The organism is Pseudomonas sp. P105 (assembly GCF_032614175.1).
Classification (GTDB): Bacteria; Pseudomonadota; Gammaproteobacteria; order Pseudomonadales; family Pseudomonadaceae; genus Aquipseudomonas; species Aquipseudomonas rhizophila.
Genome location: NZ_CP126693.1, coordinates 1,337,469 through 1,349,344 on the forward strand (window position 1 = coordinate 1,337,469; position 11,876 = coordinate 1,349,344).

12 protein-coding genes are annotated in these 11,876 nt (G+C 59.3%); 3 read left to right on the forward strand and 9 right to left on the reverse strand.

All coding sequences use genetic code 11. From position 1 onward, the window contains the following. Positions 1-106: 106 nt before the first annotated feature. Positions 107-1,114: a DUF481 domain-containing protein gene (locus QOM08_RS06000; RefSeq protein ID WP_316912704.1), complete on the forward strand. Its 1,008-nt coding sequence runs from the start codon at positions 107-109 to the stop codon at positions 1,112-1,114. 194 nt (positions 1,115-1,308) lie between these two features. On the opposite strand, the gene QOM08_RS06005 is transcribed toward QOM08_RS06000, so the two are convergent. Next, the gene (locus tag QOM08_RS06005; protein WP_002554837.1) at positions 1,309-1,518 is read right to left on the reverse strand and encodes a cold-shock protein; all 210 of its coding nucleotides are present in this window, start codon (positions 1,516-1,518) and stop codon (positions 1,309-1,311) included. 354 nt (positions 1,519-1,872) lie between these two features. Between QOM08_RS06005 and dcd the strand changes: the two genes are divergently transcribed. Then, entirely contained in the window at positions 1,873-2,439 is a 567-nt protein-coding gene (gene dcd, locus QOM08_RS06010; protein WP_003184751.1) for a dCTP deaminase, read from the forward strand. A gap of 104 nt (positions 2,440-2,543) precedes the next feature. Beyond that, complete coding sequence (locus QOM08_RS06015; protein WP_047228427.1) at positions 2,544-2,759, forward strand: hypothetical protein; 216 nt, start codon at positions 2,544-2,546, stop codon at positions 2,757-2,759. A gap of 95 nt (positions 2,760-2,854) precedes the next feature. Here QOM08_RS06015 and pdeM read toward each other — a convergent pair whose 3' ends face one another. From pdeM to QOM08_RS06055, 8 genes are all read right to left on the reverse strand, one after another. Then, positions 2,855-3,511 carry a ligase-associated DNA damage response endonuclease PdeM gene (gene pdeM, locus QOM08_RS06020; protein ID WP_316912705.1) on the reverse strand — a complete coding sequence of 219 codons (657 nt, stop codon included), beginning with the start codon at positions 3,509-3,511 and terminating at the stop codon, positions 2,855-2,857. Then, entirely contained in the window at positions 3,511-5,997 is a 2,487-nt protein-coding gene (locus QOM08_RS06025; protein ID WP_316912706.1) for a ligase-associated DNA damage response DEXH box helicase, read from the reverse strand. Before QOM08_RS06025 ends, pdeM begins: the two co-directional genes overlap by 1 nt. Positions 5,998-6,220: 223 nt before the next feature. Continuing rightward, positions 6,221-6,985, reverse strand: a complete 765-nt coding sequence (locus QOM08_RS06030) for an ABC transporter ATP-binding protein (RefSeq protein ID WP_047228424.1) — start codon at positions 6,983-6,985, stop codon at positions 6,221-6,223. A gap of 13 nt (positions 6,986-6,998) precedes the next feature. Beyond that, entirely contained in the window at positions 6,999-8,117 is a 1,119-nt protein-coding gene (locus tag QOM08_RS06035; protein WP_047228423.1) for a succinylglutamate desuccinylase/aspartoacylase family protein, read from the reverse strand. A 27-nt stretch (positions 8,118-8,144) separates the two neighbouring features. Beyond that, positions 8,145-8,855, reverse strand: coding sequence for an ABC transporter permease (locus QOM08_RS06040; RefSeq protein WP_047228422.1), 711 nt, complete (start codon positions 8,853-8,855; stop codon positions 8,145-8,147). Further along, positions 8,852-9,580: an ABC transporter permease gene (locus tag QOM08_RS06045; RefSeq protein WP_047228421.1), complete on the reverse strand. Its 729-nt coding sequence runs from the start codon at positions 9,578-9,580 to the stop codon at positions 8,852-8,854. The genes QOM08_RS06040 and QOM08_RS06045 overlap by 4 nt, the downstream gene beginning before the upstream one ends. A gap of 57 nt (positions 9,581-9,637) precedes the next feature. Next, entirely contained in the window at positions 9,638-10,420 is a 783-nt protein-coding gene (locus QOM08_RS06050) for a transporter substrate-binding domain-containing protein (protein ID WP_047228420.1), read from the reverse strand. A 217-nt stretch (positions 10,421-10,637) separates the two neighbouring features. Continuing rightward, the gene (locus tag QOM08_RS06055; RefSeq protein WP_107321602.1) at positions 10,638-11,786 is read right to left on the reverse strand and encodes an acyltransferase family protein; all 1,149 of its coding nucleotides are present in this window, start codon (positions 11,784-11,786) and stop codon (positions 10,638-10,640) included. Between the last annotated feature and the right edge of the window lie 90 nt (positions 11,787-11,876).

An 11,876-nucleotide genomic window follows, 5' to 3' on the forward strand; every position in this document is an offset into this window, starting at 1 on the left:
GTTGAGAAATGAACTCATTACAAATACTTCGGTCAGTCCTTGCTAAGGTGTCGTCCCGGGGGATAATGCCGCCTTTTTACCGCAAACTTGAGCTCTTTATACGCTTATGTTGTCTAGAACCCTGCTATGCCTAGCTGTCACCAGCGCCTCCATGCCATTGCTTGCCGATACCGTTTGGTTGAAGAACGGCGACAAGCTCAGCGGCAAGATCACCGTTTTCGATGGCGGCAAGTTGCTGATCCAGACCGATTACGCCGGCGCGATTCCCATCGACTGGAAACAGGTCAAGACCCTTGAGAGCGACCAGCAATTGCTGGTCAAGCAGGATGCCTACACCGGCGAAAAAGCCAAGGCGCTGCAGGCTGCCGAGGACGGCAAGGTGACCCTGGCCAACGGCGACGGACCCAAAACCGTCGAGTTGGCCAGTATCCAGCAAATCCTCAAACCCAAACCGGTGGTCGAGGATCTGGTGTGGAAGGGCAATATCGATGCTGCCCTGGATTATCAGCGCGCGGAAAACGATACCGATGATTACGACATCGATTTCAAGACATCGGCACGCCACGGCAGATGGCGGCATACCGCTGAAGGCGAATACAACCGTGAATTCCAGGATGACGTGGTTTCCACCGACAACTGGGCCATGGAGTATTCCCTCGACCGCTTCCTGACGGAAAAGTGGTTCTGGCAAGGGCGCCTGAATTACAAGCGCGACAAAGTCGAAGAGCTGGCTCGCCAGCGCGTGGTGGGTACCGGTCCGGGCTATCAGTTCTGGGATGACGAACTGGGGGCTTTCTCGTTGGGTTCGCTGTTCAACCGCACCGATTACGAATACCGCGATGGTGGCACCGACAACTTCTATTCCATCGCCATGAAGTGGGACTACAACCGCTACCTGATTGGCAAGCGCGTCGAGTTCTTCACCAATGGCGAAGTCGGCAAGCCGCTGTCCAGTGTTGCCGAATATGCCTACGACGCCGAGGTGGGGCTGCGCTACAAAGTTACCGACTGGGCTTCGCTCAACCTCAAGGCCGAGAAAGATGTCATTGAGGGCACCGAAGACAGCGACTTGAGCAAGACGCGCTACACCGCCGGGTTTGGCGTGACCTGGTAATCCCGGGCTAGCAACCAACCCGTGTGGGAGCGAGCTTGCTCGCGATAGCGGCGGATCAGCAACATCAACGTTGACTGACACGCCGCTATCGCGAGCAGGCTCGCTCCCACATTTTTTTGTGCATGGGCAAAAACACACAGGCACAAAAAAGCCCCGCTTTTGAGGGCGGGGCTTTTTACTAAAGCAAGGACAAGTTAGATAACTTGAACTTCTTCAGCTTGCATGCCTTTCTGACCGCGGGTAGCGATGAAAGAAACCTGTTGGCCTTCTTTCAGGCTTTTGAAGCCGTCGGATTGGATTGCTTTGAAGTGAACAAACAGGTCGTCACCGGATTGTGGAGTGATGAAGCCGAAGCCTTTTTCATCGTTGAACCACTTAACGGTACCAGTTTGGCGATTAGACATGGTGTAACTCCTTGAACAAAGATAACTGCGACTCAGGAAGAACCCTGGCCGAGACTGAGTGCAAAGAGCAGGAAAAATTCTTGTAGATGGTTGGATCGAAATTCAACATATCGTGTAGAGATTCTCAGTGACACAAGCAACACAGTGACGTCACCTTAACCCTTTTTCCTGAATGTGCCAATGGTCTTTGCGAAGGTTTCTCGGTTTTGGTGACTGACGGCCAGCGGTATTGCCGTCAGGACCAGGAAATCAAGGTGGATCGGCGAGATTTACGTCCCGCACTTTGAACCCGGCCTCGCGCCCCGGTAAGATGCCGGACGTATTTTTTCCACCTCGCTATTTCAGGAAACCGCCATGAGCATCAAATCGGACAAGTGGATTCGCCGCATGGCGCAAGAGCACGGCATGATCGAGCCCTTCGTCGAGCGCCAGATGCGTGGCGAAGGCGCCGATCGGCTGATTTCCTTCGGCGTCTCCAGCTACGGCTACGATGTGCGCTGCGCCGATGAATTCAAGGTGTTCACCAACATCAACTCGGCCACCGTGGACCCGAAGAACTTCGACGAGAAGAGCTTCGTCGACGTCAAGAGCGACGTCTGCATCATTCCACCGAACTCATTTGCCCTGGCACGCACCGTCGAGTATTTCCGTATCCCGCGCAACGTGCTGACCATCTGCCTGGGTAAAAGCACGTACGCGCGCTGCGGCATCATCGTCAACGTCACGCCGCTGGAGCCTGAGTGGGAAGGCCATGTGACCCTGGAGTTCTCCAACACCACGACCTTGCCGGCAAAAATCTATGCCAACGAGGGTGTGGCGCAGATGTTGTTCCTCGAGTCCGATGAGGAATGTGAAGTGTCCTACAAGGATCGTGGTGGTAAATATCAGGGCCAGCGCGGCGTAACGCTACCGCGTACCTGATTCTGACGAACAGTTTGAATTCCTGGGCGGGCAGGCACTCTATGGGGTGTACTGCCCGTTTTTTTTTGCCTCAGCGCAGCGGGCCTTCGCCCAGGAGTTGCTCTATGAAGATCGATCCGCGAATCAGTGCCGAACTGGCAAAGCTTGAGCCCAATCAGATCGGTGTCATGGCTTGGTCATTGCTGGCCCACCCTGCCGAAGCGGCGGGCGGTATTCCAGGCCAGCCTGATCCCGATACCCCCAACGAACAGCCCCTCGAACCCAGCGAACCCGGTGAACCCACCCTGCCGGATGAGCCGCCTCCTGCGCCTGTTGCCTGACCTCAGTTAGAAGCTACCAGCGGCAAGCTGCAAGTGGGCACGTTGCTTGCCTGCACGCTTGCAGCTTGCAGCTTGCAGCTTGCAGCTTCACGCTGTCAGCTGATCGGCCATATTTCGTTATCCCCAATGACAAATATCCTGCAGTCATTGTCCTGTTCGACCCGATGACCCCCTGTGAATGCGCCAAAGGCCGGTAGCAGGCTGATGTCGCTGGCGAGCCGGAAGCAGGCCAGGCGCAGCCGTTGCCGTCCTTTGCCGCTCAGGTGGTAGACGGGATGGACATGGCCCGCCAGGACGTGGCGGCTGGGATGCGGATCGGGCTCATGTTGTACGGCGAAAGGTCCGAGCAACAAAGGCTCCGGCACGACCCGGATGTTCAGCGCTGGCGGCGGGTCGCCGGCACGTTTGTCGTGATTGCCGCGAATCAGCGTCATGGCCAGGTGCTGATGTCGTTCACGCCAGCTACAAAGGGCCTTCAAGGTGCCTGGGGCATGGGAACCTGGACCGTGGAGAAAGTCGCCTAGGAAGATCAGCTGGCGACATGGCAGGCTCGCCAGTAGCCCGTCCAGCACGGCGATGTTGCTGGCCGTCGTACCATGGGGCACCGGTTGGCCAAGGCTGCGATAAGCAGCGGCCTTGCCGAAATGCACATCGGCGACCATCAGGGTTTGCTGGGCAGGCCAGTACAGGGCTTTTTCCGGCAATAACCAGAGTTCTTCGCCGGCCAGGCTGACGGGATAGGGCGCCGGCATCAGGCGTCACCACGATCAGCGGTCGTTTCCAGTTCGCTGACCATCCGCCGGATGCGATCAGCGAGCTTCTCCGAACTCATGCTTTCCCTGAATCGCTCCACCAGCAAGGGGAATCCCAGTGGGGTGGGCCGTTTAATGGCATGCAGGTCGAGTTTCAAGGTATTGAGGCGTTCCAAGGTCTGCTCCAGTCGGCGTATATCCAATTCTTCACGCAGGACTTCTTCCCCGGCCTGGGCCAGCAAGAGGTTGTCGGCGTCGTATTGCTTGAACACCTGAAAGAACAACCCGCTGGACGCCTGGACTTGACGGGTACTTTTTGGCGCGCCGGGATAGCCGGCAAATACCAGTCCGGCGATCCGCGCGATTTCGCGAAAGCGTCGAAGCGCCAGCTCTCCGGCGTTCAGGCTCGCCAGCACATCGGCCAGCAGGTTGTCGACGCTCAGGAGTTCCGGCCCCAGGTGCTGCGTCCAGTCCAGTGCCGTGGCACTGAGCAGTTCCAGGCCGTAATCGTTCACCGCGATGGAAAACGTCACCGGCTGTTGTCGGCTGACGCGCCAGGCCAGCAGGCTCGCCAACCCCAGATGAACCTGGCGCCCGGCAAAGGGATACAGAAACAAATGCCAGCCCTCGCGGGATTTGAGGCGCTCGGCCAACAATGTTTCTTGCGTGGGTAAACCGGACCAGCGTTGTTGGATCGATAACAAGGGCTGCACGGCGCTCATCTCCGGGCCCTCGAAGCGGCCCGTGGCGGCCTCGCTCAGACGGGCCACGACGGCGCCGGCCAGCTCGCTGGAAAGCGGCATCCGCCCGCCGTTCCAGCGCGGCACGGCGGCTTTTTTGGCCTGGCTGCGTCGCACGTAGGCGGTCATGTCTTCGACGCGGACCAATTCCAGCAAGCGTCCGGCAAACAGAAAACCATCTCCAGGCCGCAAGCGAGCGATGAAGCCTTCTTCCACGCTGCCCAAGGTCTTGCCGCCACCGCCTTTGCTCCAGAACTTCAATTGCAGGCTGGCGTCGCTGACGATGGTGCCGATGCTCATGCGATGTCGTCGGGCCAGTCGCGCATCGGGGACTCGCCACACGCCGTGTTCGTCCGGCTCGACCCGCCGGTAGTCGGGATAGGCGGTCAATGACAGCCCACCATGGCGCACGAAGGCCAGGGCCCAGGCCCATTCGGCTTCGTTGAGGTCCCGATAGGCCCAGGCGCCGCGCACTTCCTCAAACAGCTCGTCAGGCAGGAAACCGCCGCCCAGGGCCATGCTGACCAGATGCTGGACCAATACATCCAGCGGCTTGTGGGGCGATTCCCGGGGTTCGATGCGCCGCTGAGCCACGGCGTCTTGTGCGGCGGCGGCTTCGATCAGCTCCAGGCTGTGGGTCGGCACCAGCGTGACCCGCGAGGTCCGCCCCGGCGCATGACCAGAACGCCCGGCGCGCTGCATCAGCCGCGCCACGCCTTTGGCCGAGCCAATCTGCAGGACCCGTTCGACTGGCAAGAAGTCCACCCCCAGATCCAGGCTGGAGGTGCAGACCACCGCCTTGAGCTGCCCGTCCTTGAGGGCCTGCTCTACCCAGTCGCGAGTTTCCCGGGACAATGAACTGTGATGCAGCGCGATCAGCCCGGCCCAGTCCGGCCTGGCTTGGAGAATGGCCTGATACCAGATTTCCGATTGCGCCCGGGTGTTGGTGAAAACCAGGCAACTGCTGCTGGCGTCTATTTCAGCAATGACCTGGGGCAGCATCTTCAGGCCGATGTGGCCGGCCCACGGAAAACGTTCGAGGGCCGGGGGGAGCAGCGTATCGACCCGTAGCGCCTTGCCGTTGGCCCCCTGCACGCTGATGCCATTGCCTTGCGGGATTAATACCTGTTCGGCGTGGGCCTGGTTACCCAAGGTGGCGGACACACCCCAGACGATGAGTTGGGGATGCCAGCGCCGCAAGCGCGCCAATGCCAATTGCAACTGCACCCCCCGTTTGTTGCCGAGCAACTCGTGCCATTCATCCACCACGACCATGCGCAGCGTCGAAGTGGCCGTTTGCGCATCGGCACGGGCGAGCATCAGGGTCAGGCTTTCGGGCGTGGTGATCAGCGCGGTGGGCAGACGCCGACCCTGGCGGGCGCGTTCGCTGGCGCTGGTGTCGCCGGTGCGCAGGCCGACGCTCCATGGAATCTGCAGCTCTGCCAGTGGTGTCTCGAGGGCTTTGCCTGTATCGGCGGCCAGCGCGCGCATCGGCGTGATCCACAGGACCGTCAGCGGTTCGGTCACTGGTTTGCGTTTACGGGGTTTATCCGGCGGTGGCGCCGAGCGGGCGAACCGGTTGAGCGCCGCGAACCACACGGCGTAGGTCTTGCCGGCCCCGGTGTTGGCGTGCAACAGCCCGGATTCGCCGCGTTTGACGGCAGCCCATACTTGTTTTTGAAAGGCGAACGGCTTCCAGCCGCGGGCGCTGAACCACTGGTTTGCGTAGTTGTTGGATGTCGCCATACCCGCCGCGTGCGCCCTGAAAGTCCTCTTTCAGTGACCGCGGTGAGGGATGAAAGGTTTAATGAAGAAAATCGTGGCGAGGGCGCTTTTGTGGCGAGGGAGCTTGCTCCCGCTGGACGCGCAGCGTCCCCAGCAGTGTGTCATCCAGCGCCTGGGGGCTGCTTCGCAGCCCAGCGGGAGCAAGCTCCCTCGCCACAGAAGCAGTCTTTCAGGTTTGTCGGGTTTATTTCAGGTTGCCACTGAGAAACTGCTGGAGCCGCTCGCTTTTGGGATTGCCCAGCACGTCTTCCGGCGCGCCTTCTTCTTCCACCAGGCCCTGGTGCAGAAACAGCACCTGATCAGACACCTTGCGAGCGAAGCTCATTTCGTGGGTCACCATGATCATGGTCCGGCCTTCTTCGGCCAGGCCCTGAATCACCTTCAAGACTTCTCCCACCAACTCCGGGTCAAGGGCCGAGGTGGGTTCGTCGAACAGCATCACCTCCGGCTCCATCGCCAGTGCGCGGGCGATGGCCACGCGCTGTTGCTGACCACCGGAGAGGAACGCCGGGTACTGTTCGGCCACTCGCGCCGGCAGGCCGACCTTGTCGAGATAACGACGGGCACGGTCTTCGGCTTCCTGCTGACTGACGCCCAACACCCGGCGCGGCGCCATGGTGATGTTTTCCAGTACGCTCATGTGGCTCCACAGGTTGAAGTGCTGGAAAACCATGGCCAGGCGGGTGCGCAGGCGCTGCAGTTCCTTTTCGTCGGCCACGCGCATGCCGTGGCGGTCGTTGATCATGCGGATCGCCTGGCCGTCCAGGCTCATTGCGCCGTCGTTGGGTTGTTCCAGAAAGTTGATGCAGCGCAAAAAGGTACTTTTGCCCGAGCCGCTGGCGCCGATCAGGCTGATGACGTCGCCGGTCCTGGCCTTGAGCGAAACGCCTTTGAGCACCTGATGTTCGCCATAGCTCTTATGCAGGCCTTCGATGGTCAGTTTGTACATGGGGCATGCATCCTCAAGGCGAAAGTAGGTAGCCGCTGCGGTAGGCTTCGGCGCCGGCGACATGGGCGATCACCATGCCGGCAGTGGCCATGCGACGCAGCGAGCGGGCGTACAGCAGCCCGGCATTGCAGCAATGAACGGGGGTGACGGTGTCGTTGATGGGGTCGATGATTTGCGCCACCAGTTGCCCCGCCTCCAGGTACTCCCCGGGCACGGCGCTGTAGACCAGCAGGCCGCCGACCGGTGTCGCCACCGGCTCCACGCCGGCCAGCGGCGTAGCCGGGTAGGGCAGGTCGGGCAAGGGCATCGGTTCGCCGTCAATGGCACCGAAGCGGATCAGGTATTCGATCAGGGCCTGGCAGTCGAGACTCGCCAGGTCGTGGGTGACGTCGCCCTGGCCGCGCAGTTCGACGGTGACCGAAAAACTGCCCAGGGGAATCTCGAATTGTTCGCCGAAGCGCTCCTTGAGTTGCCACCAGAGCAGGGTGAAGCATTCATCGAACGACTGACCGCCCGAATCCGTTGCCAGCAGGCTCGCTTCGGCGCCGATGTAGCGGGCCAGCGGCTCGACCTGAGGCCAGGCTTCGGGGGTGGTGTAGAGATGAGCGACCGCTTCGAAATCACAATGCAGGTCCAGCACCATGTCGGCGTCGCAGGCCAGCCGTTGCAGAACCAGGCGCTGGGATTGCAATTGCGTGCTGGCGGTCTGGCGGGCGAGGGCGTCGCGCAGGTGTTCGCGGATCAGCATCAGGTTGTGCTGTGGATCATCCGTGAGCTGGCCTTCGATCTGGTTGCCGATCTCTTCGCTCAGGTCGACGAACCGGCGGTTGAAATTCTGCCCGCTCTCCATTTCGTAGCGGCCCAGCGGCACGTCCATCAGCACTTGTTCCAGGCCGATGGGGTTGGCCACGGGCACCAGCACGATTTCGTGCCGCAGGTGACCGGATGCCTCAAGCTCGGCCAGACGCTGCTTGAGGTGCCAGGCCACCAGCATGCCGGGCAACTCATCAGCGTGCAGGGACGACTGGATGTAGATTTTGCCGACGGCTTCTTCCGGGCCGAAGTGAAAGCTGTGGATCTTGCGTGCGGTCCCCGGCAGTGGGGCCAGCAGGTCATGAATCTGGTGGCGCATTTGCGTGTATGTCCTGGAACAGAAGCCCTAGTGAGTCGGCCCGAGAAAGGCCAGCCAGCGGCGTTCGGCGAGGCGGAAAAGGCCCACCAGTGCAAAGGTCACGGTCAGGTAGATCAACGCGGCGATACCGAACGACTGGAAGGTCAGGAAGGTGGCCGAGTTGGCGTCCCGGGCGACTTTGAGCACGTCTGGAACGGTAGCGGTGAACGCCACGGTCGTCGAGTGCAACATCAGGATGACTTCGTTGCTGTAGTACGGCAGCGAACGTCGCAACGCCGACGGCATGATCACGTACGCGTACAGCTTCCAGCCCGTCAAGCCATAAGCCTTGGCCGCTTCGACTTCGCCATGGTTCATGCTGCGAATCGCCCCGGCGAAGATTTCCGTGGTGTAGGCGCAGGTGTTCAGGGCGAAGGCCAGGATCGTGCAGTTCATCGCATCGCGAAAGAAGCTGTCGAGCAGGGGCTGGGCGCGCACGGCTTCGAGGCTGTAGATGCCGGTGTAGCAGATCAATAGCTGTATGTAGAGCGGCGTGCCGCGGAACAGGTACGTGTAGAACTGCACTGGCCAGCGTACGTAGACTTTGGGGGAGACCCGGGCGATGGACAGCGGGATCGAGATCACGAAGCCGATCAGCAGCGAGGCGCTGAGCAGCCACATCGTCATGGCCAGGCCAGTGATGTGATTGCCGTCGCTGTAGAGGAACGGTCGCCAGTATTCCTGAAGAAGTTCGATCATCGCACCGCCTCCCGTGCACCGGCGGCGTAACGGCGTTCAAGCCAGCGCAGCACGACATTGGACGCGCTGGTGATCAGCAGATAGATCAGCGCCGCGAGCACGAGGAAGTAAAACAGTTGGTAGGTGCTTTTGCCGGCATCCTGGGCGGCCTTGACCAAATCGGCCAGGCCGATGATCGACACCAGCGCGGTGGCCTTGAGCATCACCATCCAGTTATTGCCGATGCCCGGCAGGGCAAAGCGCATCATTTGCGGAAACACCACGAACCGGAAACGCTGGCCACGCTTGAGGCCATACGCCGTGGCGGCTTCGACCTGACCCCGGGGCACCGCGAGAATCGCCCCGCGAAAGGTCTCGGTGAAGTACGCGCCATAAATGAAGCCCAGGGTGATGACCCCGGCGCCGAATGGGTTGATCTCGATGTATTCCCATTCCATGAAGTCGGTAAAAGAGGTCAGCCAGGTTTGCAGGCTGTAGAAGATCAGCAGCATCAGCACCAGGTCCGGCACGCCGCGAATCAGCGTGGTGTAGAGCTGGGCCGGGATACGCAGCAGTTTGACGCTGGACAGCTTGGCGCTGGCCCCCAGCAGGCCGAGCAAAACGCTCAGTAACAAAGACAGGACCGCCAGCTTGATGGTCATCCAGGTGCCCTGCATCAGCAGCGGGCCGAAGCCCTGCAGGCTGAAGGCGCTGAGCCCCAGATTTTGTAGGAGTTGTTCGAACATGGAAGAGGCCTTTGGCAGAAAAAAAGCGCCCATCCGAGGCCGGATGGGCGCTGCGCATTATTTGCCGCTGTACAGATTCAGATCGCCAAAGTGTTTCTTCTGGATCTCGGCGTACTTGCCGTCTTCGTGTAACGCTTTGATACCTTTATCCAAAAGAGCCTTCAGCTCTTTGTTACCTTTCTTGATACCGATGGCGGTCTTGGAAGGCAGCAGTTCGCTGTCCACGGGTTTGCTGACTTCATAGTCACCACCTTTTGGCGATTTCAAGAAGCCCAGTTCGGCCTGCAGCATGTCCTGGATCGACGCATCGAGGCGGCCGGAGGTCAGGTCGGCATAAACCTGGTCCTGGTTCTGGTAGGCCTGGGTCTTGACCCCAGCCTTGTCCAGTACGGTTTTGGCATAGGTTTCCTGGATGGTGCCTTGCTCGTAACCGACGGTCTTGCCTTTGAGGGACGCGACATCTTCGCTCAGGCCGGAACCCTTCTTGAACACATACGAGGTCGGGCCGGAGAACAGCTCGTTGGAGAAGTCGATGACTTTTTCCCGGGCCGGGGTCACGGTCATGGACGAGATCACGCCGTCGAACTTATTGGCCTTCAGGCCAGGGATCATGCCGTCGAAATCGCTTTCGACCCAGCGGCACTTGACCTTCAATTCTTCGCAGATTGCATTGCCCAGGTCGATATCGAAACCTACCAGGCTACCGTCGGCGGCCTTGGATTCAAACGGGGCATAGGACGGGTCGACACCAAAACGCAGTTCCTTGTATTCCTTGGCCGTGGCGACGCCGGCGGCCATGCACAACGCCAGTGCAGAAAGGGTCAGCAGTGCTTTTTTCATTATTCAATCCCTAAAACCAATATGAGCGCTTGTGGCGCGTAAGTATTGTTACCGGTGAAGGCGAGAACGGTATGACGGCATAAAGGTAGCAATTTCCGAACCAGAGTGCCGAACAAGCGTTTTAAAAACTTTGGCGGCAGCCAGCGGGACGTGATGGTGCGCGGGGATGAGCAGGCATTAAAAGATGCACCAGGATGGCGCGGACGCTGCTGTTTTTTCACGCCTCGGTATCAGGCCTCAATACCGGACCGCTGTGCGAGGGGGTGTTGCTAAGCGCTCGGCCAAGGGATTGCCCGGTCATTTCGACATATCGGTAGGTGAACATCGACACCAGGACTACCGATCCCGTTACCAGCAAAGCGATGAGGTTGTTGAGCAGTACATTACCGAGGTCCAGGTAGCGAGTCCCGTCGATCACCGGTGCAATGTCAACGCCAACGATTTTCTTCGCCACCATGAATGCCGACACTACGCAAAACAGAACGGCCGCGTGGGTCAGGTAGATGGAATAAGACAACTTGCCGAGAAAACCGAAGCCACGGCCCGCCAACAGCCGCGACACGGCGCCACGATCAAAGGCGAATATCACAACGATGACAGCGAACAACGGACTGGCCCACAACTGCTTGCCTGCAAAATCGTTGATCACGAAAATCAGCGCCACTGTCACAGCCGCCACTTCAAGCGTGCTCAATAACCAGGTCTGGGCCCGGCTGGGCTGAGGGAGCCTCAGGTACACGGCGTAAGCCAGACAGCCAGTGAAAAAGTAAGCGAGGCCGCGCAGCGACTCGATGGTGAAGAAGGTATTACCGGCATACATCAGCGCCAAGGCCAGGAGCATCACCGTCGCCCATATCCATGTCCTGATGCCGAAAGCGATACACACGATCAGGGCGAAGATCATGTAGGTGTAATACTCGATACTGATGCTCCAGGACGGATAGTTGAATGACAGTGGGTTAGTCAAATGCGTCCAGGATTGCAACAGCAGTGCATTCGGCAGGATTTCAGAAGGGGCGAACTTTCCTGAGAATGGCGCATTGTTGAAGTCCATGCCTTTTTGCGCAGCCCAATATCGACCGCACTCTAACAGTATAAAGACGCCCAACATAAAGAGGTGCAAGGGAAGCAAGCGGAAGGTTCGTGAAATGAAGAACTTTCTAAAGTTAAATTTTACCGAGCTGCCATAGGCGTGCGTCAATACAAAGCCACTCAATACAAAAAAGAAAGATACAAATACTTCAGCGTGACGGAATAACAACCATTCGGTGAAACTACCGCTGACGCGCAAGTGATAGAGCATTACTGAAATGGCCATCAATCCCCTGAAACTGTCCAGTGAATGAAACCGCTGCTCTGCGCGCATGTCAGGCTCCCTTGCTTGTACGATTGGCACGTCTTGGGTTTCACTCCGGTCGCCACGTCATTGGGGCAGCACCCTGGGAGGGCGGCTGCC

What these genes read in the sequence shown, in the direction of transcription:
- QOM08_RS06015 (WP_047228427.1), top strand. Translation starts at nt 2,544, where the DNA reads ATGAAGATCGATCCGCGAATCAGTGCCGAACTGGCAAAGCTTGAGCCC.
- QOM08_RS06040 (WP_047228422.1), bottom strand. Translation starts at nt 8,855, where the DNA reads ATGATCGAACTTCTTCAGGAATACTGGCGACCGTTCCTCTACAGCGAC.
- QOM08_RS06025 (WP_316912706.1), bottom strand. Translation starts at nt 5,997, where the DNA reads ATGGCGACATCCAACAACTACGCAAACCAGTGGTTCAGCGCCCGCGGC.
- QOM08_RS06050 (WP_047228420.1), bottom strand. Translation starts at nt 10,420, where the DNA reads ATGAAAAAAGCACTGCTGACCCTTTCTGCACTGGCGTTGTGCATGGCC.
- QOM08_RS06000 (WP_316912704.1), top strand. Translation starts at nt 107, where the DNA reads ATGTTGTCTAGAACCCTGCTATGCCTAGCTGTCACCAGCGCCTCCATG.
- pdeM (WP_316912705.1), bottom strand. Translation starts at nt 3,511, where the DNA reads ATGCCGGCGCCCTATCCCGTCAGCCTGGCCGGCGAAGAACTCTGGTTA.
- dcd (WP_003184751.1), top strand. Translation starts at nt 1,873, where the DNA reads ATGAGCATCAAATCGGACAAGTGGATTCGCCGCATGGCGCAAGAGCAC.
- QOM08_RS06045 (WP_047228421.1), bottom strand. Translation starts at nt 9,580, where the DNA reads ATGTTCGAACAACTCCTACAAAATCTGGGGCTCAGCGCCTTCAGCCTG.
- QOM08_RS06005 (WP_002554837.1), bottom strand. Translation starts at nt 1,518, where the DNA reads ATGTCTAATCGCCAAACTGGTACCGTTAAGTGGTTCAACGATGAAAAA.
- QOM08_RS06055 (WP_107321602.1), bottom strand. Translation starts at nt 11,786, where the DNA reads ATGCGCGCAGAGCAGCGGTTTCATTCACTGGACAGTTTCAGGGGATTG.
- QOM08_RS06035 (WP_047228423.1), bottom strand. Translation starts at nt 8,117, where the DNA reads ATGCGCCACCAGATTCATGACCTGCTGGCCCCACTGCCGGGGACCGCA.
- QOM08_RS06030 (WP_047228424.1), bottom strand. Translation starts at nt 6,985, where the DNA reads ATGTACAAACTGACCATCGAAGGCCTGCATAAGAGCTATGGCGAACAT.